Consider the following 26946-nt stretch of genomic DNA (forward strand, 5'->3'; position numbering starts at 1 on the left):
CATGTCCGATCCGCGCTACCTACCCGATCTGGTGCACCGGCCCACCGGCCCGGACGCCGACCGGATCGCGGTCGTCGCCCCCGACGGCGAGCTGAGCTACGCGCGACTGTGGGAGCGGGCCGACGCGACGACGGAGCTGCTGCGCCGGGCCGGCGTCCGGCCGGGCGACCGGGTCGGCCTGCACCTGCACCGGTCCGCCGACTACGTGACGGCGCTGCTGGGGACGCTCGGGTCGGGCGCGGTCGCGGTCCCGGTCGATCCCGAGCTGCCCTCCGGCCGGGCCGAGCAGATGCTCGCCCTGGCCGCCCCGCGCGTCGTGCTCCACGCGGACCGGCCCGCGACGGTGGCCGCACCGGCGGGCACCCTCTGGCGCGACGTGCGTACCGCCGGGGCGGGGGCAGGCCTCGACCCGCCGGACCGCGCGGGCTGGGCGCCGCCTGCGGAACAGGCCGCGCTGGTGTTGTTCACCTCGGGTTCCACCGGCCGGCCGAAGGGGGTGGTGTTGCACCACGCCGGGCTGGTCAACCGGCTGGCCTGGGGCCACGACCGGTTCGGCTTCACCGCCGAGGACCGGGTGCTGCACAAGGCGTCGATCGGGTTCGACGCGTCGGTGCACGAGATCTTCGCCCCGCTGGTCGCCGGCGGCGTCGTGGTCGTCGCCGGTCCGGGGCTGCCGTTCGACAGCCTCGGCCTGGTCCGGCTGATCCGGCGGGAGGCGGTCACCACCGCGCACTTCGTGCCGACCATGCTGCGGCACGTGCTGGACGAGCCGGAGTTCGCCGGCTGCGGGACGCTGCGGCGGGTGCTGTGCGGCGGCGAGGCGCTCGACATGCGGCTGGTCCGGCGGCTGCGGGAGGTGCTGCCGTGCGGGCTGTTCAACGGGTACGGCCCGAGCGAGACCTCGATCAACGTGTCCTACTGGGACTGCGCGGAGCCGTACGCGGGCAGCATCGCCCCGATCGGCCGGCTCGTCGACGGCGTGGTCGCCCACGTGCGCGACGAGGAGGGCCGGCCGGTCGCCGACGGGGACACCGGTGAGCTGTGGCTCGGCGGGGTGGCGGTCGGCCTGGGCTATCTGGGCGACGACGCGCTCACCGCGGAACGCTTCCGGCCCGACCCGGAGCGGCCGGGCGGCCGGCTCTACCGCACCGGCGACCTGGTGCGGGTCGCGCCGCAGGGGTTCCTGGAGTTCCGGGGCCGGGTCGACGACCAGGTCAAGGTCCGGGGCGTGCGGGTGGAACCGGGCGAGGTCGCGGCCGTGCTGCGCGAGCATCCGGCGGTGCACGACGCGGTGGTGGTGACCGCGCCCGACGCCGACGACGGGCCGCGCCTGGTCGGCTACGTCGTGCCCCGGCCGAGACGCGCCCCGACGGTCGGTGGGCTGCCCCGGTTCCGGCTGCCCAACGGCATGGCGGTGACCGCCGCCTCACCCGACGAGGCGGTCTTCCTCTTCCGGCAGATCTTCGACCACGCGGAGTACTCCCGGTTCGGCGTCCGCCTCGGTGACGGCGCGGTCGTCGTCGACGTGGGCGCCAACATCGGCCTGTTCGCGCTCTGGGCGACCCGGCAGGCCCGCGACGTACGCCTGGTCGCGGTCGAACCGAATCCGGACACGCTGCCGTACCTGCGGGCCAACCTCGGCCTCTACGCCGCCTCGGCGTCCGTCGTCGAGGCGGCGGTGACCGACGTCGCCGGCACCGCCGAGCTGATCTCGTTTCCGGAGCTGAGCTACCTGTCCGGCCTCGGCGCCGACCGGGCCGGGGCGGCGTCGGAGCTGGTCCGGTCGCACTACCGGCACGGCGGCGGCGCCGCCGACGACGCCGAACGCGCCGCGCTGCTGGCGGACGCGCGCCGCCGGCTGACCCCGGTGGCGCACGTCGTGCCGACGGTGACCCTGTCCGAGCTGCTGGACCGGTTCGCGCTCGACCGGGTCGACCTGCTGAAGGTCAACGTGGAGGGCGCCGAGCTGAGCGTGCTGCGCGGGGTGCGTCCGGAGCACTGGCCCCGCGTCCGCCAGGTGTGCCTGGAGGTCGAGCGCAGCAGCGTCACCGCGCCACCGGCCCGGGAGCTGCTGTCGGCGGCCGGGTTCACGGTGCACGAGATCGGCGACTGGAACGTCGGCGCCGACGCCGACGTCAGCTACCTCTACGCGGTGCGGTCGGGGGAGCAGCCGCCGGCCGGGTCGCCCTGGGCCGAGCCCGCCGACCAGATGCTGACCACCGCCCAGCTCCAGGGCTACCTGGCGTCGGCGCTGCCGTCGGCGATGCGCCCGGACCAGATCGTCCTCGTCGACCACCTGCCCCGGCTGCCCAACGGCAAGGTGGCGCGGCGGGAGTTGCCGCCGCCACCCCGGCCGCGGGCGGGCCTCGCCGCCGAACCGGGCGGCCTGCTCACCGACCGGCTGCGCGAGGCGTGGCGGGTCACGCTCGGCGTCGACGCGGTCCACGACGACGACAACTTCCTCGCCCTCGGCGGGCACTCGCTGACCGCGCTGCGGGTGGCGGTGCGGGTGCGCGAGATGGCCGGCCTGGAGGTCAGCGCGGCGGGCTGCCTGCGCGCCGGGTCGTTCGCCGACTGGCTGACCCGGGTCACCGACGGGGGACACGATGTCCGCGCCGCCCGGTGACGCGTCCCGGCACGTCGTCGTGGTGGGCGGCGGCCGGCTCGCCCGCGCGCTCTGCGACTCACTGGCCGCGATCCCCACCCCCGTCCGGCTCCGGGTGACCGTGCTGGCCCGCGACCCGGGCGCGGCGGACCGGCTGGCCCGGGGCGCGCAGGTGCGGGCCACGGTCGCCGGCACCGCCGTCGGGTTCGCCGCCCGGCCGTTCACCCCGTCCACCACCGACCCCGGGGCCGGCTACGCCGCCGACGCCGCATCGATGGCGCGGCTCCGGCCCGACGTGCTGGTCTGCGCCGCGTCGGCCCAGTCGCCGTACGAGCGGACGCACGCGCCGTCGGCCTGGACGGAACTGGTCACCGCGGCCGGGTTCGGGGTGACGCTGGCGTTGCAGGCCGAGCTGGTGTCCCGGCTGGCCGCCGCGCTGGCCGCCGGCGCGCCGGACGCGTCGCTGGTGAACGCCGCCTTCCCGGACGCGGTCAACCCGCTGCTGGCCGCGGCGGGCCGGCCGGTGCTCTGCGGCATCGGCAACGTGGCGACGCTGGCCGCCTGCCTGGACGCCGCGCTGGGCGGCCCCGGACCCCGGCGGTTGGCCGTGCTCGGTCACCACGCCCACCTCGCGGCACCCGACCCGGCCGCCGCCGACGACACCGCCGAGGTGCGCGCCTGGCTGGACGGCCGGGAGGTCCCGGACGTCACGACGCTGCTCGCCGGCTACCGCGCCCTGCCCCGCCCGGAGCTGAACGCGCTGGCCGGGCACGCCGGGGCCGCCGTGGTGGCGGCGCTGGCCGCCGGGGTGGACGAGGTGGTGGCGAACCTGCCCGGTCCGTTGGGCCTGCCGGGCGGCTACCCGGTCCGGCTGCGCGCCGGCCGGGCCGAACTGCGCCTGCCGGCCGGCGTCGACGTGGCGCACGCGTCGGCCTGGAACACCGCCGCCGGCCGCCGGGACGGCGTCGAGGTCGACGACGGCCACGTGCGCTACCCGGAGCGGGCCCGGGCGGCGCTGGCGGCGTACCGGCCGGACCTGGCCGGCGGTTGGCACGTCGGCGAGCTGCCGGACGTCTTCGCCCGGTTCACCGCCCTGCGTGACCACCTGCGAGCGGTGCCGCCGGCGCCGGCCCGTGTCCGGAGTGTGTGGGAGGAAACCCGATGTCCGTGACCGCCCCGACCACCCGCAACCTGATCACCGACTACCAGGACGTCATCGCCTCGGCGGTGCGGCGGTGCGGCGCGGTCCCCGGCGACGCCGCCGGCACGCCCGGCTTCGCGCCCGGCTTCGACCTGCCCGAGCTGACCCCGGCCGTGCGCGACTTCTACGCCGCCGCCACGGTGCGCTGGGCCCCGCTCGGTGCGTACGGCGGCCACCGCCTCCACCTGCTCGACCTGACCGGCAACCCGGGCACCCGGACCACCAAGACGTTCGCGTCCCTGGTGATCGTCGCCCGTGCGGTGGAACACATCCGGCGTACCGGCGCCCGGCTGCGCATCGTCACCCCGACCTCCGCCAACAAGGGCGTCGCGCTGCGCGACGCGGTGGCCCGCGCGTACGCGGCCGGGCTGGTCACGCCCGAGCAACTCGCCATCGTGGTGCTCGCGCCGCGGGCGACCCGGCACAAGTTCCGCCACGACGCGCTCGCCGCCGACCCGGTCGCCCGCCGGCTCAACCCGCTGCTGCGCTACACCGGCGACGACCCGGAGGGCGTGAAGGCGCTCGGCCGCGCGTTCGTCGACGCGTACGCCGCCCGGCTGCACGACGAGCACGGCGTCACGCTCTGGTACACGCTGGACCTGAAGAACTACCTGGTGGCCGACGCCGCACGGGCCGCGTTCGAGGCCGATGTCGCCCCGACCGGCGGGGCCCCCGCCCGCTGGCACGCCCACGCCGTGTCCAGCGCGTTCGGTCTGCTCGGCTACAACCTCGGCCGCGACGTGCTGGAGGCGGCCGGCCGGGCCGACCCGGACGACCGTCCCGGTTTCCTGCTCGTGCAGCACCTCGGCACGCCCGACATGGTGCTCAGCCTGCGCCACGGCTCGTTCGCGCGGGACAACGTCCCGACCTGGACCCGCGACGAGAGCCTGGACGCCTGGACGCAGGACAAGGACCCACGCTTCCCGGCCGTCACCGACGACCCGGCCGAGGTGCTCGACCCGACCTTCTACACCCACCGCCCGGTGACCTCCCCGGCGATGAACGCGCTGATCGACCGGCACGGCGGCGACGGCATCGTGGTGTCGCGGCGCGAGTGCGTCAAGCGCTACCCGGCGGCCCGGGCACGGCTGGCCGACGCCGGGCTCGTGCTGCCGGCCGAGCCGGGTCGGCTGCGGGAGTGGTCCATCGTGATGGCGCTGACCGGCGTCTGCAACGCCGTCGACCGGGGCCTGGTGCCGGCCGGACACGACATCGTGGTGCACGGCACCGGCAGCTACGCCGACGACTTCACGGTCGCCGACGCGGACGCCGAGGTGTCCACCGTCGCCGACGTCGCGGCGGCCGTCGTGGGCCGGCGGTGAGCCCGACGCCGGCCGCCCACCCGCTCGGCCTGCCCGCCGGGCCGGCCGAGCGGCTCGTCGTGCGGGCCCGGACCGCCGGGGTCGAGCCGGCCACCGTGGTCCTCACCGCGACCGCGCTGCTGGTCCGCCGGTACACCGGCGCCCAGGTGGTCACGCTGGGCCACGGCGACGAGCCGGTGACGCTGGACCTGACCGTCGACGCCCCGATCCGGGAACTGTGGCGCGTGCTGCGCCCGGCGCCGCCCGGCGTCATCCCCGACGCGGTCGTCCGGATCGACCCCGACCTGCGCGCCGGCACGCTGACCGGCCTGCCCGACGACTACGCCGACGACCTGCACGCCGACCTGGTGGAGTTTCTGTCCGCGCTCGACCCGGACGCGTCGTCGGCCGACGTGCTGCGCGCGGCCCGCTACGAGCGGCGTCCGGCGCCCGACCTGGGCCGGCTGCACGGCGGCGACGGCACCGAGGCCGACGCCGTACGCGGGGAGACGATCCCCGCCGCGTTCGCCGCGGTGGTCGCCGCGCACCCGGACCGGATGGCGGTGTTGGCCGACGACGCGACGGTGACCTACCGCGACCTCGGCGCGGCGGTGACCGCGACCGCGGCGGCGCTGACCGGGCCGGGCGACCCCGCGACGCCGCCCGCGCCGGTGGCGGTGCTGTGCCGCCACGGGGTCGCCACGATCACCGGGATCCTCGCGGCGCTGGCGTCCGGGTCGGCGTACGTGCCGCTGGACCCCGTGTTCCCGACCGTCCGGCTGGCCGGCATGATGCGCGACGCCGGGGTACGGGCCGTCGTCACCGACTCCGCACACGCGCGGCTCGCCGCCACGCTGGCCGCCGACGCCGGGCTGCCGGCGCTGCCCGTGGTGCCGCTGCGACCGGGCGTTCCCGGGTCCGGCCGGCCGGTGCCGCCCGGCCCGGCGCGACCGGACGACCCGGCGTACGTGCTCTACACCTCCGGGTCGACCGGGCGGCCCAAGGGGGTGGTGCAGAGCCACCGCAACGTGCTGTTCGGCATCCGTAACCACGTGCGCAACTTCGCCGTCCGGCCGGACGACCGCACCAGCGTGCTCACCTCGTTCGGCTACGACATGGCGGTCACCGACACGTTCGCCGCGCTGTTGTCCGGCGCCGCCGCCGTCCCCGTCGACGTGCGGACGCACGGCCTCGGTCACCTGGCCGGCGCGCTCGCCGACCGGGGCGTCACGGTCTACCACTCCACCCCCACCGTCTACCGCTACCTGGTGGCGAGCCTGGGCGACGGCGGGCGGCTGCCGTCGGTCCGGGCGGTCCTGCTCGGCGGCGAGGAGGTCACCCGGCACGACGTGACGCTGGCCCGGCGGTCGTTCGCGCCGGGTGTGGTGTTCGTCAACGGGTACGGCACCACCGAGATCAGCTTCGCCACGCAGCACCACCTGCCGCCCGACGCCCGACCGGAGCGGGCCGTGGTGCCGATCGGGCACCCGCTGCCGGGCGTCGAGGTGGTGCTGACCGACCCGGCCGGGCGCCCCACCTGCCGGACCGGCGAGGTCGTCGTGCGCACCCCGCACGTCGCGCTCGGTTACCTGGGGCTGCCGGAGCTGACGGCGGCCCGGTTCACCGAGCACGACGGGGTGCGGGCGTACCGGACCGGGGACGTCGCCCGGCGGCTGCCCGACGGGACGCTTGTCTTCCTGAGCCGCAGCGACCGGATGGTGAAGATCCGCGGTTACCGGGTGGAGCTGGGTGAGGTCGAGGCCCACCTGGCCGGGCTGCCCGGGGTGGGCCGGGCGGCCGTGGTGGCACGGCGTGGCGCGGCCGGCGCCGGCGAGCAGGAGATCATCGGGTACGTCGTGCAGGCCGGGGCGGACCTGCGGCCGGCGGAGCTGCGGGAGCGGCTGGCGGCGGTGCTGCCGGACTTCATGGTGCCCCGGGCCGTGGTGCCGGTGGCGGACCTGCCGACCGGCCCGACCGGCAAGCTCGACCCGGCCGCCCTGCCCGACCCGGACACGGAGGCCGAGGGTCCGATCGGTGAGCCGCCGTCGGGGCCGGTCGAGGAGACCATCGCGGCGGGCTGGCGCGCGGTGCTGGGACTGCCCACCGTGGACCGGCGGGTGAACTTCTTCGCCGCGGGCGGCCACTCGCTCCAGCTCGCCCTGGTGCAGAAGCACCTGGAGGACCGGCTCGGGCGGCGGGTGCCGCTGGCCCGGCTGGTGGAGTTCCCGACGGTGGCGTCGCTGGCCGCGCACCTGACGGCGGGAAGCGCGGTCGACCTGCCGGAGGACGGTCGCCTGGCGGCGGTCGGCCGCCGGATGGCGCGGCGCCGGGCCGCGCGGAGCGGCGACCGGGGGGAGGGCGACACATGAGTGAGGACGACCGGATCGCGGTGGTGGGGCTGGCCTGCCGGGTGCCCGGCGCGGACGACGCGGTCACCCTGTGGCGCAACCTGCTGGCCGGCACGGCGTCGGTACGCCGGCTCACCGCCGCCGACGGCGCGCCCACCGACCCCGACTGGGTGCCGGTGTTCGGCCGGCTCGACGACCTGACGGGGTTCGACGCGGACCTGTTCGGCTACCCGGCCGGGGCGGCGGCGCTGCTCGACCCGCAGCACCGGCTGTTCCTGGAGGTGGCCTGGCACGCGCTGGAGGACGCCGGCATCGACCCCGACCGCGACCCGGCCCAGGTCGGCGTGTTCGCCGGCTGCGGCCCCAACCGCTACCTGCGTCACCACCTGCTGGGCAGCCCGGCCCTGCGGCCCGCCGCCGGGGACCTGGCCGAGGACTGGGACGACGTGCTGACCGGCGCGGACGGCGACTACCTGCCGACCCGTGCCGCGTTCGCGCTGGGCCTGACCGGGCCGGCGGTGGCGGTCCGGACCGCCTGCTCGACCTCGCTGGTCGCGGTCTGCCAGGCCGCGCAGAGCCTGCTGGACTACCGCTGCGACGTGGTGGTCGCCGGTGGCGCGGCGGTGGTGTCGACCCGGCAGGCCGGCTACCGCCTGCGCCCGGGTGGCCTGCTGGCCACCGACGGGGTGTGCCGCCCCTACGACGCGGCGGCCACCGGGCAGGTGTTCGGCAACGGGGCGGGCGCGGTGGTGCTCAAACGGCTCGCCGACGCGCGCGCCGACGGCGACCACGTCCACGCCGTCCTGGCCGGGTGGGCGGTGAACAACGACGGCGCGGACCGGCCCGGCTTCACCGTGCCGGGCGTGGCCGGGCAGGCGGCGGTGCTGGCGGAGGCGTTGGCGTCGGTGGGCTGGGACCCGGCCGACGTGGGCTACCTGGAGGGCCACGGCACCGGCACGCCGGTCGGTGACGCGATCGAGGTCGAGGCGCTGGTCCGGGCCCGGCGGGGCAGTCGGGCCCCGCTGCTGCTCGGCTCGGTGAAGGGCAACGTCGGCAACCTGGACGCCGCCGCCGGCGTGATCTCGCTGATCAAGACCGCGTACGCGGTCCGGACCGGGCAGGTGCCGGGCACGGCGCGCTTCACCGGCGCGCACCGCGACGTCGACCTGGCCGCGGCGGGCGTCGAGGTCACCGCGCGGACCCGTTCGTGGGACGGGCCGCGGCGGGCCGGGGTCAGCTCGTTCGGCCTCGGCGGCACCAACGCGCACGTGCTGGTGGAGCAGCCCCCCGCCGCGGGCGACCGGGACGGGCCGGTCGTCGCCGGCGGCGACCGGGTGGTGCTCGGCCTGTCGGCGGGCAGCCCGACCGCGTTGCGGCAGCTGGCCGGGCGACTGGCCGCGCGGCTGGCCGAGGGCGACCTCGCGGTCGCGGACGTGGCGTACACGCTGGCGGTGGGCCGGCGGCGGCTGGCCCACCGGGGCGCGGTCGGGTGCGCCGACGTGCCGGAGGCGGTCGCGCAGCTCACCGCGTTCGCCCGGGGTGGGCCGGTGGCCGAGGACGCCGCGACCCGGTCCTGGCGCGACGGTGGCGACCTGCCGGTGGCGCGGGGGCGGCGGGTGCCGCTGCCCAGCTATCCGTTCCAGCGGACCCGGCACTGGGTCGAGGCGGCGCGATGACCGGCCCCCACCTGCCGTACCCCGAAATGTGCCTGCCCGACCTGGTCGCCGGACACGCCGCCCGGCGACCCGACGCGCCGGCCGTGACGCAGGGCGGCCGGACGCTGAGCTACGCCGACCTGGTCGGCCGCGCCGCCGCCCTCGCCGCGTCGCTGCGCGCGGACGGCGTCGCCCCGGACGACCTGGTGGGCGTCTGCGTGGACCGCCGCCCGGAGCTGGTGGTGGCGCTGCTGGGCGTGCAGGCGGCCGGCGCCGGCTACGTTCCGCTCGACCCGGCGCTGCCGGCGCCGCGACTGCGCGAGCTGGCCGCCGAGGCCCGCCTGCGCGTCGTGGTGGGCGCGCCGGCCGTCGCGCCCGGCGTCTTCGCCGACCAGGCCGTACGGGACGTGCCCACGTCGACGGCCCGCTGGCGGCCGACGCCGGCCACGCTGGCCACCACCGCGTACGTGATGTTCACGTCGGGGTCGACCGGGCGGCCCAAGGGGGCGGTGATCGAGCACCGGGCGCTGACCGAGGCGGTCACCGGCATCGCGGAGTTCTCCGGCTTCGGTCCCTCGACCCGCTGCCTGGCCTTCGCCTCGATCGGGTTCGACGCGTCGGTGGCCGACCTGCTCGCCCCGCTCGCCGCCGGTGGCACTGTCGTGCTGGCCGGTGACGCCGAGCGGGCCGACCCGACCCGGCTGTACCGCGTCTGCGCCGAGCAGGACGTCGACGTGGTGGTGCTGCCGCCGCCGGTCCTGCCGCTGCTGGACCCGGCCCGGCTGCCCGGCGTACGGCTGGTGATGACCGGCGGGGAGGCGACCGGCCCGGAGCAGGTCGGCCGGTGGACCGAGGGCGGCCGGCGGTTCGTCAGCGTCTACGGCCCGACCGAGGCGACCGTGCTGGTGACCTGGTTCGAGGGCAGCGGCGTGTGGACCCGGCCCATCCCGATCGGCCGGCCGGCCGCCAACCACCGCGTCCACCTCGTCGACGACCGGTTCCGCGAGGTCGGTCCCGGCGAGATCGGTGAGGTGCTGGCCGGCGGGCCCGGTCTCGGCCGGGGCTACCTGTTCGACGCCGCGCGCACCGCCGAGCGGTTCGTCCCGGACCCGTTCACCGACCGGCCCGGGCAGCGCCTCTACCGCACCGGTGACCTGGCCCGCCGGCTGCCGGACGGGAACCTGGAGTTCCTCGGCCGGGCCGACCGGCAGGTCAAGATCCGCGGGCAGCGCATCGAGTTGGGCGAGGTGGAGGCGGTGCTGCGCCGCCACCCCGGCGTAGACCTGGCCAGCGTCCAGGCGGGCGGCGGCCCCGGCGGGCCGGAACTCGTCGCGTACGTGGCGACCCGCCTGGACGTGGCCGCGCTGCGCGCCCACTGCGCGCGGCTGCTGCCGGCGGCGGCCGTGCCGGCGCGGATGCACACCATGCCCGCGCTGCCGGTCACCATCAACGGCAAGATCGACGTCGACCGGCTGGCCGCGCTCACCGCCGCCGCGCCGGAGCCGGCGCCGACCGGAGAGGCGCCGGCGACCGACACCGAACGCCTCGTCGCGCGGGCGTGGTCGGCGCTGCTGGACGCGCCGGCCGTCGACCGCGACGCCGACTTCTTCCACCACGGTGGACACTCGATCGCCGCGATGCGGCTCGTCGCCGACCTGCGGGAGCGGCTGGGCCGGGACGTCGCGGTCGAGGACGTGCTGCTCGGGCGGACGCTGCGCGGCATCGCCGCCCGCGTCGACGCCGCCGCCGGGACCGGCCCGGCCGACGCCGTCCGGGGCCGACCGCCGGCCCTGTCCCCGGCGCAGCGCCGGCTGTGGTTCCTCGACCGCTACTTTCCGGCCGCCGCGTCCGCCTACAACGTCGCCTTCGCCGAACGGCTCACCGGCGGACTCGACGTCGCGGCCCTCGCCACCGCGCTGACCGCCGTCGCGGACCGCCAGCAGATCCTGCGGTGGCGTATCCCCGACACCGACGGCGTGCCGTACGCCGTGGTCGACCCGCCCACGCCGGTGCCGCTGCCGGTACGCGACCTCCCGCCGGGCACGGACCTCGCCACGCACCTCGCGGCCGGCGCGGCGAGGCCGTTCGCGCTGGCCACCGACACGCTGTGGCGGGCCGAGCTGATCCGGACCGGCGTCGACGAGCACGTGCTGGCCGTCTACGCCCACCACGCCGTGTTCGACGGCTGGTCCCAGTCGCTGTTCCACGCCGACCTGGCCACCGCCTACCGCGCCGCGCTCGGGCAGGGGCCGCCGCTGCCGCCGCTGGCCGCCGCCTACGGCGACTACGTCGCGTGGCGGGAGGAGCGCTCCCGGCGTCGCGGCGCGTCCGACCTGGACTGGTGGCTGGCGCACCTGAACGGCGCGCCCGTGGTGGTGGAGCTGCCCGGGGGACGGCGGCGGCCGGCCGAGCAGACGTACGCCAGCGCGACGGTCGGCACCCGGCTGGACCGGGCCGCCACCACCGCCCTGACCGACCTCGCCGCCGGGCTCGGCGCGACCCCGGCCGCCGCCGTGCTGGCCGCGTTCGCGCTGGTGCTGGCCCGCCGCACCGGCCTGCCCGACCTGCTCGTGGGCACCCCGACGGTGGACCGGCGCGCGGCCGACTTCGCGCCGATGGTCGGGTTCTTCATCGAGATCGCGCCGCTGCGGCTGCGCCCGCTCCCGGAGGCCGGCTTCGCCGCCCACGTCCGCGCCGCCTGGGCCGAGCTGCTCGCCGCGCTCGCCCACCCGGAGGCGCCTGTGGAACGCGTCGTCGGCGGGTTCGGCCTGGGCGGCCTGCTGGACCGCAGCCCGCTGGTGCAGGTGCTGTTCAACATGTACACGTTCGACGAGCCGAAACTGGAGCTGGCCGGCCTGACCAGCGAGCCGGTGCCGGTGGCCGCGCCCGGGTCCCCGTTCGACCTCACCCTGTACGGCGTGACCCGGGACGGGCAGCTCCGGGTGGAGATCGTGTTCAACCCCGACGTCTACGGCCGCGGGCTGATGGCGGCGGTGCTGGGCGAGGTGGAGCGGATGCTGCGTGTCGGGGCCGCCGATCCCGGGCGGCCGGTCTCCGAGCTGCCCGCCTGGACGGCCGTTCCCGCCGGGAGCCCGGGCGAGGTGCCCCGGGCCGCGCCGGTCACCCGCGCCACGAGCCGGCCGGGGGCGACCGCCGCCCGCCCGGCCACCGCCACCGAACGGCGGATCGCCTCGGTCTGGTGCGACGTGCTCGGCGTGCCCGAGGTGGCCGCGACGGACAGCTTCTTCGACGTCGGCGGCGGCTCGCTGGCCGTCGCCGTCGTGCAGCGGCAGCTCAACCGGCTGCTCGGCACCGACCTGCGGGTGGTGGACCTGTTCCACCACCCGACCGTCCGTGCGCTCGCCGCGCACCTGGACAGCGGCCACGCGTCCGGCGGGTCGCCCGGCGACAGCGCCGAGGACGCGGCGGTGGAACGGGCCGCCCGCCGGGGCGCGGTGCGCCGCCAGCGGGTGCTGCGCCGGGCCGCCGACGAGCCGGCCGGGGCGGGTGACCCGGCATGACGCACCTGGTGCCCCTCGGCGACACCGGCTGGTCGGTCTGGCGGGACGCGCTGCTGCGCGGCGCCGGGTTCCCGGCCGACGGCCTGGACCGCTTCGCCGCCCCGGAGTGCGCCGCCGCCGCCGACCGGCACCTCGCCGGCCAGGTGGACGACGCCGCGTTCCCGGCCGCGTACGCCGACGCCACCCGGGCGGCGTCGGCGGCGGTGTGCGGGATCGCCGCCGACCCGCTGTTCCGCGAGGCCGTCACCTGGCAGAACCCGGACGTGCTGGTGGCGCTGGACGGGCTGGTCCGCGACGGCCCGGACGGGCCACGCAACGTCCGCCGCCGGGGCCGGGAGAACGTCGTCGCCGGCTACTGGCAGCGCTACGTCGCCAAGTGCGAGACCATCGGCTTCTTCGGCCCGGTGTGCTGGGGCGTGGTGGCGCCGGGACCGGCTGCCGTCACCGCCCGGCCCGGCCCCGGCCTGCTCCGCCGGCGCGTCGTGCACCTGGAACACTGGGCGCTGTCCGCGTACGCCGACCGGCTGGTGGCGGACCCGCTGCTGCGGTCGTGGCTGGCCCCCAGGCTGGCGCCGCACGCCCACCTGGACGGGCGGGTCGTGCACCGGCCCGCCCAGCGTCCCGCCCCGGTGTCGCTTACCGAGTCGATCGCGCTGGCCCGCTGCGACGGACGCCGCCCCGCCCGGGAGATCGTCGACGACCTGGTCTGCGACGAACAGACCGGCGTGCGCCGGCCCGAGGAGGGGTTCCTCCTCCTCGCCCACCTGGCCGAGCGAGGGCTGCTGCGCTGGGACTTCGACCTGCCGCCGGGCTTCGCCGCGGAGGCGGGCCTGCGCGAGCGGATCGACGCCGTCGGCGACCCGGCGGCCCGGGAGCCGGCCCGCGCCGGACTGGACCGGCTCGCCGCCGCCCGCGACCGCGTCGCCGACGCCGCCGGTGACCCCGCCGCGCTGGCCACCGCGCTGGCCGCCCTGGACACGGAGTTCACCGGACTGACCGGCCGGCCGCCGCGCCGCCGGGCCGGGCAGAACTACGCCGGGCGGGCGCTGTGCCACGAGGAGACCGTCCGCGACGTCGAGTTCACCGTCGGCCAGGACCTGCTCGACGCCCTCGCCCCGGCGCTGGACCTGCCGTTGCGGGCCGCGCGCTGGCTCACCGCCGAGCTGGCCACGGCGTACGGGGACGCGCTGCGCGACCTCCACGACGACCTGAGCGGCGACGGGCCGGTCCGGCTCGGGGACCTGTGGTTCGTCGCCCAGGGGCCGTTGTTCGGTCCCGGTGACCGGCCCGCCGACCGGGTCGCGCGCGAGTTCGCCGCCCGCTGGGAACGGGTGCTCCGGCTCGCCGACCTGCCCGCCGGCACCGCGCGGCTGACGGTCGACGCGGCCGAGCTGGCGCCCCGGGTCGCGGCGGAGTTCCCGGCCACCCGACCCGGCTGGAGCGCGGGCCGGATCCACAGCCCGGACCTCCAGCTCGTCGCGGAGTCGCCCGACGCCGAGTTCGTCGCGGTGCTCGGCGAGCTGCACGCCGCGTACCCGACGTTCAACGCCGAGCTGTTCACCCACTGCCATCCGGACCTGGCGCGGCTGCGCCGGGCGTACGCGGCGGACCTGGGCCCGGCGCGGCTGCGTCCGGTCTACCCGGTCGACTTCCCCCGGGTCGGCGGCCGGCTGTCGGCGTCCCTGTTCGGCCCGGACGACCACCGGCTCGCGTTCGCCGACGCCCCCGGCGCGGGCCGGGACCGGCTGGTGCCGGCCAACGCCGCGGTGGTCTCCGAGGTGGCCGGCGTGCTGGTGGCGACCGGCCCCGACGGCACCCGCTGGCCGCTTGTCGAGGTGTTCTCCGACCTGATCGCGGTGCACGCCGGCGACGCGTTCAAACTCATCACCGAACGCCCGCACAGCCCTCGGGTCACCGTGGACCGGCTGGTGCTGGCCCGGGAGACGTGGCGCGTCACCGTCGGGGCGACCGGCCTGACCGACGCCGTCGACCCGGCGCGCCGTTACCTCGCGGTACGCCGGTGGCGGGCCGCGCTGGGCCTGCCGGAGCGGGTCTTCGTCCGGGTGGCCACCGAGCTGAAACCCGAGTACGTCGACCTGACCAGCCCGCTCTACGCCAACCGGCTCTGCCTGATGCTGCGGGCGGCCCGGCGGGCGGGCGGCGCGGACGTGCCGGTGACGGTGACCGAGCTGTTGCCCACGCCGGCGCAGGCGTGGCTGCCCGACGGCCGGGGCCGCCACTACGTCAGCGAGCTGCGCCTGCACATCCGCGATGCCGCCGAGTCGGAGGTCATGCCGTGACGAACGAGACAGTGGAGCCGATCGCGATCGTCGGGCTCAGCCTGCGCGTGCCGGGCGCGGCCTCGGCGGAGCGGTTCTGGCGCAACCTGGTCGACGGCGCCGAGTCGTTCACCCGGTTCAGCCGCGCGGAACTGCTGGCCCGGGGCGTCGCCGTCGACGAACTCGACGATCCGGCGTACGTGCCGGTGGCCGCCGTGCTCGACCAGGTCGACCAGTTCGACGCCGGCCTGTTCGGGATGAGCCCGCGCGACGCGGAGCTGGCCGACCCGCAGCAGCGGCTGTTCCTGGAGCACGCGCACGCCGCGTTGACCGACGCCGGCTGCGACCCGGCCCGCTACGACGGCGAGATCGGCGTGTACGCGGGCGGCAACGCCGACCTCTACCAGTGGCTCAACGTCCGGCGGAACCCGCGCGCGCTGGCCGACGCTGGTGAGCTGCGGGTGTCGTTGGGCAACAAGCCGGACTACCTGGCCAGCAGCGTGTCGTTCCGGCTTGGTCTGCGCGGCCCGGCGATGACCGTGCAGACCGCCTGCTCGTCGTCGCTTGTCGCGGTGCACCTGGCCAGCGAGGCGCTGCGCAACGGCGAGTGCGACACGGCGCTCGCGGGCGGCGTCTGCGTGGAGCTGCCGCACGCCGTCGGGTACGTCGCGGACGAGGGCTACACCTCCGCCGACGGGCACTGCCGCCCGTTCGACGCGCGCGCCGACGGCACCGTCTACGGCAGCGGTGTCGGTGTGGTCGTGCTCAAGCGGCTGTCCGACGCGCGGGCCGACGGGGACGACATCCGGGCGCTGATCATCGGCAACGCGGTCAACAACGACGGCGCGACCAAGGCCGGCTTCACCGCGCCCAGCGTCACCGGCCAGGTGGAGGTCGCCGTGCAGGCCCTCGCGGTGGCCGGCGTCGCCCCGCGCTCGGTCAGCTACGTGGAGGCGCACGGCACGGGCACGGTCCTGGGCGACTCGATCGAGATCGCGGCGCTGAGCGCGGCGTACGGGCGGCGCACCGCCGAGCGGGGCTGGTGCGGGGTCGGTTCGACGAAGGCCAACATCGGTCACCTCAGCGCGGCCGGCGGCGTGGTCGGCCTGATCAAGACCGTGCTGTCGATGCGGCACCGGCTGATCCCGCCCAGCATCAACCACGACCGGCCCCACCCGGAGATCGACTTCGCGGCGAGCCCGTTCTACGTGGTGTCGACGCTGACCAAGTGGGAGCCGGCGGAGCAGCGCCCGTTGCGGGCCGGCGTCAGCTCGCTCGGCCTCGGCGGCACCAACGCGCACCTGGTGCTCCAGGAGGCCCCACCGCTCGCCCCCACCGAACCGGACGACGGCGGCGGGGAGCTGCTCCAGGTGTCCGCCGCGACCCCGGCCGCGCTGGCGGCGGCGTGCGCCGGGCTGGCCGCCCACCTCACCGACCGGCCGGAGCTGGAGTTGCGCGACGTGGCGTACACGCTGCGGGAGGGACGGCCGGCGTACCGGCACCGGGCCGCGGTGGTCGCGGTGGACCGGACCCGGGCGGCGGCTGCCCTGACCGACCCGCGCCGCCGGGGCGACGGGGACGCGGCGCACCCGCCCCGGGTGGGTCTGCTCTTCTCCGGCCAGGGCTCGGCGCACCCGGGCATGGGCGCGCACCTGGCCGCGACCGAGCCGGTCTTCGCCGCCGCCGTCGAGGAGTGCGCCCGGGTCCTCGGCCGGGACCCGCACGAACTGCTCGTCGGCGCGGGACCCGGGGCTGACGAGCGACTGGCCGAGCCGGAGGTGCTGCAACCCGCGCTGTTCACGGTCGGGTACGCGCTGGCGACGCTGTGGCGGCACTGGGGCGTCACGCCCGCCGCGATGCTCGGCCACTCCATCGGCGAGCTGGTGGCGGCCACCGTCGCCGGGGTCTTCGACCTGCCCGACGCGGTGCGCCTCGCCGCCGCCCGGGGCCGGCTGGTCCGGGCCGCGCCGGAGGGCCGGATGCTCGCCGTGCAGCGCGGCGCCGACGAGATCACGCCGCTGCTGCCGGCCGGCGTCGCGGTGGCGATCAGCAACGGGCCGCAGACCTGCGTGCTGGCCGGCGCGCCGGAGCCGGTGACCGCGTTCGCCGACACGCTGCGCGGGCGCGGCATCGGCTGCACGCCGCTGCGCACGCCGTACGCGATGCACGTGCCGCTGCTGGAGCCGGTGCGCGACGAGTTCGCGGCGCTGGTGGCGGCGGTGCCGCGCCGGGCGCCGGCGGCGCCGGTGTGGTCGGCGGCGACCGCCGCGCCGTTCACCGACGCGCAGCTCACCGACCCGGCGTACTGGGCGGAGCAACTGTGCCGGCCGGTGCGCTTCGGGGCCACGGTGGCGGCCCTCGCGGCGACCGGCCCGCCCGACGGGTGGCTGCTGCTGGAGTGCGGCCCCGGCCGCCAGCTCGCCGGGCTGGCCCGGCTCAGCCTGCCGCCGGGGGCCCGCGCGCCGCTGCGCACGCTGCCCGCGCCGGGGGAGCGCCTGACCGACCGGCAGACCGCCCACGAGGCGGCCGGCCGGTTGTGGACCGCCGGGGTGCCGGTCCACCTGCCCACGCCCGGCCGGCCACGTCGGGTGTCCCTGCCCGGCTACCCGTACCAGCGGACCCGGCACTGGATCGACCCGGCGCCGGCGGCCGTGGCGCCCGCCGCGCCGGCCGCCGACCGCCGCCACGACGACGGCGTCGTCGAGGTTCCCCTCTGGCGCGAGCTGCCCGCCGCGGCGTCCGCCGAGGCGCCGGCCGCGCTGCTGCTGTTCGCCTCGGGCCGGCGGGGCACGGCGCTGGCGGAGCGGCTGCGGGAACGCGGCGTCGACGTCACGGTGGTCCGCCCCGGGCCGGCCTTCGCGGTCCGCCCGGACGGCTACCAGGTGCGGCCGACAAGCGTCGCCGACCACCGTCGGCTGCTCGACGAGTGCGCCGACGACGAGCGCGCCGGCCGGGTCGTGCACGCCTGGCCGCTCGACGGGGACCCGGCCGGCTCCGACGTGGCCGCCGTGTCGGCGGCCCAGGACCACGGCTACCTCGCGCTGCTGACGCTGCTGGAGGCGCTGCCGGACGCCGACGTGGAGCTGGACGTGGTGACCGCCGGGGTGGCCGACGTGACCGGCGTCGACCTGCTGCGCCCGGAACACGCGACGGTCGCCGGGGTGGTGCGCTCGGCGCCGCTGGAACGCCCGCGGCTGCGTGGTCACTGGGTCGACGCCGACCCGGGCGAACCCGCCGTGGACCCGCTGGCCGACGAGCTGCTCGGCGTCGACCGGGCCGAGGCGGTCGCGCTGCGGCTCGGTGGGCGTCGCTGGACGCGCGAGTTCGCGGCGGTGCCGGCCGGCGGTCGGGCCGGTTCCGGGCCGGTCGTCCGGGACGGCGGGCGGTATCTGATCACGGGCGGCTCGGGCCAGGTCGGCGGCGCGTTCGCCGCCGAGCTGGCCCGGCCCGGCGCGCGGCTGGTGCTGGTGAGCCGCGCCACGGCGCCGCCGGCCGACCGGATCGCAGCGCTGGAGCGCGCGGGCGCCCGGGTGCGGCACCTCACCGCCGACGTGGCCGACCCGGACGCGATGCGGGCGGTCCGCGCCGAGGTGCTGCGCGACCTCGGCGGTCTCGACGGCATCATCCACGCCGCGCGGCGGCCGGACACCGGCCCGGCCGCCGGGTCCCGGCTGGCGGAGGCCGCCGCGGAGCTGCGGCCGAAGCTCACCGGCGCGCTGGTGCTGCGCGAGGTCTTCGGTGACCTGCCACTGGACTTCGTGGTGCTCAGCGCCTCGGTGACCGCGCTCGCCGGTGGACTGGGCCGGGTCGACGACACGGCGGCCAACGCGTTCCTCGACGCGTACGCCCGCGCCCCGCACGGCTGGCCGGCCCGGGTGGTGGCGCTGGCCTGGGGCGCGTGGCGGGAGGACGGCGTGCCCGACCACGACGGGCTGCCCGCCGCGGCGGCGACGGCGGCGGCGCGCCGGGTCCTCGCCGGGGGCCGCGCCGGCTCGGTCGCGATCGGCGCGTACACCGTGGCCGCGGTCGCCGGCCACGAGCGGCGGCTCGCCTCGGTCACCGCCGCGACCACCGCCACCGCGACCGCCGTCGACGGCGACCTGACCGCCACCGTCGCCGGGATCTTCCGCGACGTCCTGGGCGTCGCCGAGGTCGGCCCGTACGACGACTTCTTCCGGCTCGGCGGCACCTCGTTGGTGGCGGCGCACCTGGTGCTGCGCATCCGCCAGGCCGTCGGCGCCCGGCTGTCCATGCGGGTGCTGTTCGACGCGCCGACGGTCGCCGCGATGGCCGCCCGGATCGAGGCGCTGCGCGCCACCCCGCCGGCCACGGCGGCGGAGGCACCGATCCCGCGCCTGCGCCGGCCGGGGCGGCCGGCGTGACCGAGTCGCCGCCGGACCTCACCCCGGTCGACGGCGTCTACCGCGCCGCCGCCTCGTACGCCCAGGAGCGGGTCTGGTTCACCGCCCAGCTCAGCCCGGGACAGCCGCTGTTCACGATGACCGACGCGGTCACCCTGCCGGCCGGGGCGGGCCCGGAGCAGGCGCTCGCCGCGCTGCGGACGGTCACCGAACGGCACGAGGCGCTGCGCACCACGCTGTGCCTGGTGGACGGCGAACTCCGGCAGGACATCCACCCCACAGTGCCGGTGGAGCTGCCGGTGACCGACCTGTCCGGGCTGCCGCCGCCGGAGCGGGAGCGGGCCCGCGTCGGGATCGTCGCCGAGTACGCCCGCCTCGACCTGCCGATGGACGGCCTGCCGCTGTGGCGGGCGCGGCTGCTGCGGCTCGACGCGGACACCTGGTGGCTGCTCTTCGCCGGCCACCACGTGATCCTCGACGGCACGTCGCTGCTCAACCTGCGCGCGGAGCTGACCGAACTGTGCGCCGCCGCGGTGGCGGGCCGCGCGCCGGACCTGCCCGACCTGCCCGTCCAGTACGCCGACTACGCGGCCTGGGAACGCGACCGCCTCGACGGCCCCCGCCGGGGCGAGCTGCGCGCGTACTGGCGGGAGACGCTGGCCGGCCTGCCCGCCGTGCACGGGCTGACCACCGACCGCCCGCGCCCGCCGACGCGCGCGTTCCACGGCGCCGACGTGCGCCGCGCCCTGCCCGACGGCGTGGCGGAGGCGTTGCCCGAGCTGTCCCGGCAGACCGCCGCCACCCCGTTCATGGTGCAGCTCGCCGCGTTCGTGGCGCTGCTGCACCGGCTGTCGGGCAGCGACGACGTCGTGGTCGGCATGCCGGTGGCCGGCCGGGACCGCGCCGAGCTGGAACCGCTGCTCGGCATGTTCATGAACATGCTGGTGCTGCGCGTCGACGTCTCCGGTGATCCGCCGTTCCGGACGCTGGTCCGCCGGGTCCGCCGGGTGGTGCTCGACGCGTGGGACCACCAGGACATGCCGTTCCAGAAGCTGGTCGAGGACCTGGCGGTGCGCCGCGACCCCGGTCTGCCGCCGCTCTACCAGGTGACGTTCCACCACCTGCCGACCGGGCGCGGCGCGGCGTTCGGCGGCGCGATGGACGACCTGTCGCTGGAGATCGCCGGCGACGAGCTGCGGCTGGAGTACGACACCGCGCTGTTCGAGCCGGCCGGCATGGCCGCGTTCGCGGACCGCTACCTGCTGCTGCTCGCCGCCGCCGTCGCGTCGCCGCAGACCCGGGTGGGCGCGCTGCCGGTCATGTCGGACACCGAACGGGACCGGGTGGTGACCGGCTGGAACGACACCGCCGCCCCGGTGCGCCGGAGCACCCTGGCCGAGTTGTTCGACGCCCAGGTCCGGCGCACGCCGGACGCGGTGGCGCTTGTCGACGGCGACACCCGGCTGACCTACGCCGAGTTGTCCGCCGCCGCCGACCGGGTGGCCCGGCGGCTGACCGCCCACGGGGTGGGGCCCGAGTCGGTCGTCGCCGTCCACGAGCCCCGCTCCAGCCGCCTCGTCGCCGGGCTGCTCGGCATCCACCGGGCCGGCGCGGCGTACCTGCCGCTGGACCCGGACCATCCGCCGGAGCGGTTGGCGTTCATGCTGACCGACGCCGGCGCGGAGGTGCTGCTCGCCGACGAGGTGCCGGCCGGCCTCGCCGGCGCGGGCGTGGTGCTGCCGTTGACCGGTCCGGACCGGCCGGTGCCGGTGGGCGGACCGGATCGGCCGGTGCCGCGGACCGGACCGGACCGGCCGGGACCCGTGCCGGGCCGGGCCGCCGGGCCGGGCAACGCGGCCTACGTGATCTACACCTCCGGGTCCACCGGGCGACCGAAGGGCGTGGTCAACGCGCACGCCGGCGTGGTCAACCGGCTGGACTGGATGCAGGACGCCTTCGCGTTGGGGCCGGACGACGCGGTGCTGCACAAGACGCCGATCGGGTTCGACGTGTCGGTGTGGGAGGTGTTCTGGCCGCTCGTGGTGGGCGCGCGGCTGGTGCTGGCCGCGCCGGGCGGGCACCGCGACCCGGCGTACCTGCGGGAGCTGATCGAACGCGAGCGGATCACCACCGTCCACTTCGTACCATCGATGCTGGATGCGTTCCTGGCCACCGCCGACGCCGCCGACCTGGCCCGGTGCGGCTCGCTGCGGCGGATCGTGTGCAGCGGCGAGGAACTGCCGCTGGACCTCGCCCGCCGGGCCGTGGCCGCGCTCCCGGCGGCGTCGCTGCACAACCTCTACGGGCCCACCGAGGCGGCGATCGACGTGACCGCTTGGGCGGCCACGCCCGCCGCGCTGGCCGCCGTCACCCGGGTGCCGATCGGCGGGCCGATCCGCAACGTGCGCGCCCACGTGCTCGACCGGGCCATGCGGCCGGTGCCGGTCGGGGTGGCCGGGCAGCTCCACCTCGGCGGGGTGCAGGTGGCTCGGGGCTACCTGCGCCGGCCCGGGCTCACCGCCGACGCGTTCCGCCCCGACCCGTTCGGCGCGGCCGGCGGGCGGCTCTACGCCACCGGCGACCGGGCCCGCTGGCGGGCCGACGGGACCCTGGAGTACCTCGGTCGCCTCGACGACCAGGTGAAGCTGCGGGGGCTGCGGATCGAGCCGGGGGAGATCGCCGCCGTGCTGCGCGAGCAGCCGGGCGTCGGCGCCGCCGCCGTCGCGGTCCGCGGCGCCACCCCCGCCGGTCAGCGCCTGGTCGCGTACGTGACACCGGCGGCGGGCGGCGGGGCGGTGGACCCGGCGGCGCTGCGGGAGGCGCTGCGGCGGCGGCTGCCGGACTACATGGTGCCGTCGGCGTTCGTGCCGCTGGACGCGCTGCCGCTGTCCGCCAACGGGAAACTGGACACCGCCGCGCTGCCCGACCCGGTGCCCGACGGCGGCGGCGCCGCGGCGCACCGCCCACCGGTCACCCCTGTCGAACGGGCCGTCGCCGCCGCCTGGCAGGACGCGCTGGGGGTCGCCGACGTCGGCCTCGACGACGACTTCTTCGCCCTCGGCGGGCACTCGCTGCTGGCGATCCGGATGCTGGCCACGCTGCGCGCGGCGTACGGGCCGGTCGACGTCGGCGTGATGGACCTGTTCCAGCACCCCACCGTGGCGGGGCTGGCCGCGCTGATCGACGCTCCGGCCGACGACCGCCGGCGTCCGCTGCTCTACGAGCTGACCCGGCCGGTGCCGGCGGAGCAACGGGTGCGGTCCTACGTGTGCGTGCCCTACGGCGGCGGGCTGGCCAGCATCTACCAGCCGCTCGCGGACGAGCTGCCGCCCGGGCACACGCTCTACTCGCTGGCCGTCCCCGGGCACGACGTCGGGGTCGACGACACCGAGCTGCCCTTCGACGAGCTGGTCGAGCGGTGCGTGGCCGAGATCGAGGACCGGGTGGACGGCCCGCTGGTCCTCTACGGCCACTGCGTCGGCGGCGCGCTGCTGACCGGCATCGCCCGGCGGCTGCACGAGCGGGGCCGGCCGATCGAGGCGATCTACGCCGGTGGCGTGTTCCCCACCGCCCGGCCGGACAACATGCTCGGCCGGCTGGTCGACTGGGTCGACTCGCGGGGCGCGGACCGGCGCTACGAGACGTTCCTGCGGTCGATCGGCGCCGAGCTGGCCGACCTGGACCCGGCCCAGGTCGACCGGTTCGTCCACCACGTGCGGCGCGAGGCGGCCGAGGCGCAGGAGCGGTTCACCGCCTGGCTGGACGCCGAGCCGGTCCGGGTCCCCGCGCCGGTGATCTCCGTCGTGGGCACCCACGACGTGCTCACCGAGTACTACGAGGAGCGCTACCGCGAGTGGGACTTCCTCGGCGGTTCCACCGCACTTGTGGTGCTCGACCAGGCCGGGCACTACTTCGTCAAGCAGCGGGCCCGGGCGCTCGCCGAGGTGCTCACCCACCCGGGCCTGTCCGCGCCGGCCACCGCGCCCGCTCCGGTCGCCGGTGACGGCTGGGAGCTCGCCGCGACAAGCGCCGACCCGGCCGCCGTCGAGGCCGGGGTGCAGCCCGGCGTACGCCGGTTCCTGGCGCTCACCGCGAGCCAGCTCGTCTCGGCCACCGGCTCGGCGCTGACCCAGTGGGCGGTGCCGGTCTGGGTCTACCTGAGCACCGGGTCGATGCTGTGGTTCGGCCTGTCCGGGGTGATCGCCTACCTGCCGGCGTTGCTGGCGCTGCCGGTCGCCGGCACCGTCGCGGACCGGTTCGACAGGCGTCGGGTGCTGATCGCCGCCTGCGCGGTCGCGGTGACGGCGGAGGCGCTGCTGGCTACGCTGCTGTGGACCGACCGGCTGGGGCTGGCCGCCGTCTACACGCTGGTCTGCGTGCTCGGCGCGGCGTCGGTGTTCCAACGCATCACCTACCTGGCCGCGATCCCGCAGGTCGTGCCGAAGCGCTACCTGGGCCACGCCAACGGCATCGCCCAACTCGCCGTGGGGCTCAGCTCGCTGGCGGTGCCGCTGCTGGCGGCGGGCCTGCTCGCGGCCGTTGGCCTGACCGGGGTCCTGGTGATCGACATGGTGAGCTACACGGTCGCGATCGGCGTGCTCGCGGTGGTGCGCTTCCCCCGGCTGCTCGGCCGCCGCCGCAAGGAGCCGTTCCTGGCCGAACTGGTCGGCGGGGCGCGGATGGCGTGGGCGGAGCCGGGCTTCCGGGCCATGCTCGGCTTCTTCTCGCTCTACAACCTCTGCCTGGCCAGCCTGCTGCTGGTGCCGCCGATGGTGCTGGCGTTCGGCACCATGGGCCAGGTCGGCACCGTGGCGTTCGCCGAGGCGCTGGGCGCGGTCCTGGGCGGGCTGGCGGTCGCGGTCTGGGGTGGACCGACCCGACGCCGGATGCCCGCGCTGATCGCTGTCGCGTTCGGGGTCGCGATCAGCCTGGTGCTCAGCGGCGTACGCCCGAACCTGTGGCTGATCGCGCTCGGCAGCTTCGGCGTGGGCCTCGGTCTGGGCCTGCACAACGGCATCTACCTGTCGCTCATCCAGGTGAAGGTGCCGCAGCGGTTCCACGGCCGGGTGCTGGCGATCATCCAGACGCTGACCTGGGCGACGTTGCCGCTGGGCTTCGCCGTGCTGGTGCCACTGAGCGGCGCCGTGCTCGAACCGATGTTCGCCCCGGGCGGCGCCCTGGCCGGCAGCGTGGGCGCGCTGATCGGCACCGGCCCCGGCCGGGGGCTCGGGTTCGCGTTCGTGGTGTCCGGCCTGGCGCTGGCCGTGGTGGCGGCGGGCGCCTACGGCATGCGCCGGCTGCGCCACTTCGACACCGAGACCCCGGACGCCCCGGCGGACGCGACGCGGTGGCTACCGCGCGGGCGCCGGGTCGACGATCTGTAGCCGCAGCTCCGAGGCGTACGCCCGGCCGGCCGCGTCGGTCAGCCAGGCGTCGCCGGGGCCGGGCAGCAGCTCGGTGACGGTCAACCCGACCCGCTCCCCGCCCCGCTCGTGCGCGCCGCGCAGCAGCGTGCACAGCAGCCGGGTGTAGACGCCGCTGGTCAGGTCCACGAAGGTGGGCTTGAGTTCGGTGTCGACCCGGACGAAGACCTGCTCGGGCAGGCCGAGCGCGCGCCGCCAGCGCCGCACCGCGAGGTAGCGCGCCCGCTCGCCCTTCACCGTGTGCAGCCCGGTCGCGCCGACCGTGGTGCGCCACGTCTCCCGCACCAGCACCAGATCGTCGACCGTGACCCGGGGCGTGTGCCCGGCGTTCCCGGCCAGCTTCCACGTGTCGAACACCTGGTGGTCGACGAGCGGCGCGAACACCTCCAGCAGCGGCCACTGCCGCCCGTCCCCGGCGTACGCCCGCAGGCCGCCGTCGGCATCGGGTCGCACCGTGAGGTCGGTGATCGGCACGAGGCGGTCCGGGTCGGCGCCGGGGGCGCCGGTGAAGCCGAGCTGCGCGTCGGCGGGCCCGTGCAGCCACTCCGCGATGCGGGCGGTGTGCCGGGGCCAGTCCACCGGGGCCAGCAGCCGCACCCGGCCCTCGGGCAGGTCGGCGCGCATGGCGTCGCGCAGCCGCTGCGGATCCGGGTGGCCGTGGGCGAAGAAGTGCGTGTCGAACGCGGCCAGGGCCACGTGCAGCTCGCCGAGCACGACGGTGACGTCGCCGCGTCGCAGCGCCGCCTCGTCCGGGGCGCACAGGTGCACGTCCGGGCTGTGGATCCGGGCGGCGGCCCAGCCGGGCGCGGTGGCGGGGAACGCGGCGGCGACCCGCGCGGTCAGCTCGGCGGCGTCGAAGCGCAACTCGCGGGCGTCGGGGTCGGCGTCGGCCAGCCCGAGCACGGTCGCCCAGCGGGCCAGGAAGTCGGCGGTGACGGCGGCGCTGGGCGGGTCCGCCCCGAACACCACCGCCTGGGCGTGGAACCACAGGTCGGCCAGGGACACGTCCGGGCTCCCCGCGTCGGCCGACAGGTCGCGGTGCAGCGCGGCCAGCGCGTCGGCGTACGCGTCGCCGATCGCCGCCGTCAGCCACCGCGCCGACAGCAGCAGCGGCTCCAGCGGGGCGAGCCGGCGCAGCAGCGCGTCGCCGAAGCGGATGTCGAGGTCGCGTACGGTCTCCAGGTGGCACAGGGTGCGCCCGGCGTACACCTCGCCGGGTTGGTGCCGCGCGGGCCGGCCGGTCAGCTCGACGAACCGGCGCTCCAGCGTGGACATCGCCGCGGCCAGCGCGTCGGGGTCGGCGGCGGCGGCCACCGCGTCGCGCAGCGCGCCGACGTCGGCCAGCTCGCCGAGCAGCCGGGCGCGGAGCGCGTCGTCGCCGATCGCGGCGAGCTGGTCGCGCAGCGCGTCCTCGGCGGTGAGGTCGACCGGCAGGTCGAAGCCGATCCGCAGCACGCCGCTTCCGGCGAGCGCGTCGAGTTGCGCGTGCACGTCGGCGGCGCGACGGAAACCGCTGGCCGGGTCCGCGAGCAGCCCGGCGACGAGGTCCCCGACCCGCGGTCGCCGCCGGGCCAGCGCCAGCAGCGCGGCCGTCCCCGCCGGCAGCGCCTGCGGCGCGCGGTGCGGGTGCCGCAGCACCCGGTCCCGCAGCGTCAGCTCCGGCGACAGGCGCACCGGCAGCCAGTCGCGGACGCCCGCCGCGCGGGCGAACGCCGCGCCGAGCGCGTCCAGCCCCCACCGTTCCAGGAAGACCCGGCGGTCCCGGGTCAGGGCCGGACCCGGCCGTACGGTGACGACCGGACCCGGGCCGCCCAGCTCGGTCCAGCAGATCGGGCCGAAGAAGCCGACCGTGTCGTTCTTGAGGCAGTAGCGCTGCCAGTACTTCGCCACCACCTCCTCCCGGTGGCGCCGGCGCAGGTTGCGCGGGGCGTGCGGGCCGTCCCGCCGGATCGCGTCGACGGCCACCAGCACCGCCGGGTTCTGCCAGGTGAGCGCCGTGCGGAACGCGTCGTCCCCGGCGACGTCGTGGACCGCCCGGCCCAGCTCGGCGGCGGCGGCGTCGAACGCGGCGTCGAACGCTGCCTCGTCGCAGGCCCCGGCGAGGTGGGCGTCGGCGACGGCGGCGAGCGCGGGCGCGGCGAACCGGCGCATCCCGGCGACCGGGAAGCCGGCCGAGCGCAGCAGCGCGGAACGCCAGACGTGCCACGGGGTTCCGGTCAGGGGCGTGAGATGCTCTCGGGGCACCCGGCAAT

General features: G+C 77.3%; 10 protein-coding genes. 9 read left to right on the forward strand and 1 reads right to left on the reverse strand.

Annotated elements, in window-relative coordinates:
• Position 1 precedes the first annotated feature (1 nt).
• The 9 genes from AB0B02_RS26440 to AB0B02_RS26480 are packed head-to-tail and all read left to right on the forward strand — an operon-like array spanning position 2 to position 24655.
• Positions 2 to 2626, forward strand: a complete 2625-nt coding sequence (locus AB0B02_RS26440; RefSeq protein WP_357304658.1) for an amino acid adenylation domain-containing protein — start codon at positions 2 to 4, stop codon at positions 2624 to 2626.
• Positions 2607 to 3776, forward strand: coding sequence for a potassium transporter TrkA (locus AB0B02_RS26445; protein WP_357304593.1), 1170 nt, complete (start codon positions 2607 to 2609; stop codon positions 3774 to 3776). Before AB0B02_RS26440 ends, AB0B02_RS26445 begins: the two co-directional genes overlap by 20 nt.
• Positions 3767 to 5128, forward strand: a complete 1362-nt coding sequence (locus tag AB0B02_RS26450) for a DUF6002 family protein (protein ID WP_357304596.1) — start codon at positions 3767 to 3769, stop codon at positions 5126 to 5128. The genes AB0B02_RS26445 and AB0B02_RS26450 overlap by 10 nt, the downstream gene beginning before the upstream one ends.
• Entirely contained in the window at positions 5125 to 7476 is a 2352-nt protein-coding gene (locus tag AB0B02_RS26455) for a non-ribosomal peptide synthetase (RefSeq protein WP_357304599.1), read from the forward strand. The genes AB0B02_RS26450 and AB0B02_RS26455 overlap by 4 nt, the downstream gene beginning before the upstream one ends.
• Positions 7473 to 9131 (forward strand): beta-ketoacyl synthase N-terminal-like domain-containing protein, encoded by a 1659-nt coding sequence (locus tag AB0B02_RS26460; protein ID WP_357304602.1) that lies wholly within the window; start codon positions 7473 to 7475, stop codon positions 9129 to 9131. The genes AB0B02_RS26455 and AB0B02_RS26460 overlap by 4 nt, the downstream gene beginning before the upstream one ends.
• Positions 9128 to 12631, forward strand: a complete 3504-nt coding sequence (locus AB0B02_RS26465; RefSeq protein ID WP_357304605.1) for an amino acid adenylation domain-containing protein — start codon at positions 9128 to 9130, stop codon at positions 12629 to 12631. Before AB0B02_RS26460 ends, AB0B02_RS26465 begins: the two co-directional genes overlap by 4 nt.
• Positions 12628 to 14931 (forward strand): lantibiotic dehydratase, encoded by a 2304-nt coding sequence (locus tag AB0B02_RS26470; RefSeq protein ID WP_281939159.1) that lies wholly within the window; start codon positions 12628 to 12630, stop codon positions 14929 to 14931. Before AB0B02_RS26465 ends, AB0B02_RS26470 begins: the two co-directional genes overlap by 4 nt.
• Positions 14928 to 19292 (forward strand): type I polyketide synthase, encoded by a 4365-nt coding sequence (locus tag AB0B02_RS26475; protein WP_281939160.1) that lies wholly within the window; start codon positions 14928 to 14930, stop codon positions 19290 to 19292. The genes AB0B02_RS26470 and AB0B02_RS26475 overlap by 4 nt, the downstream gene beginning before the upstream one ends.
• Positions 19289 to 24655: an amino acid adenylation domain-containing protein gene (locus AB0B02_RS26480; RefSeq protein WP_357304611.1), complete on the forward strand. Its 5367-nt coding sequence runs from the start codon at positions 19289 to 19291 to the stop codon at positions 24653 to 24655. Before AB0B02_RS26475 ends, AB0B02_RS26480 begins: the two co-directional genes overlap by 4 nt.
• Here AB0B02_RS26480 and AB0B02_RS26485 read toward each other — a convergent pair.
• Positions 24623 to 26938 carry a lantibiotic dehydratase gene (locus tag AB0B02_RS26485; RefSeq protein WP_357304614.1) on the reverse strand — a complete coding sequence of 772 codons (2316 nt, stop codon included), beginning with the start codon at positions 26936 to 26938 and terminating at the stop codon, positions 24623 to 24625. The two genes, AB0B02_RS26480 and AB0B02_RS26485, sit on opposite strands and share 33 nt — an antisense overlap.
• Positions 26939 to 26946 lie beyond the last annotated feature (8 nt).

This window comes from Micromonospora sp. NPDC049240, from assembly GCF_040647835.1.
In the GTDB taxonomy this organism is placed as follows: domain Bacteria; phylum Actinomycetota; class Actinomycetes; order Mycobacteriales; family Micromonosporaceae; genus Micromonospora.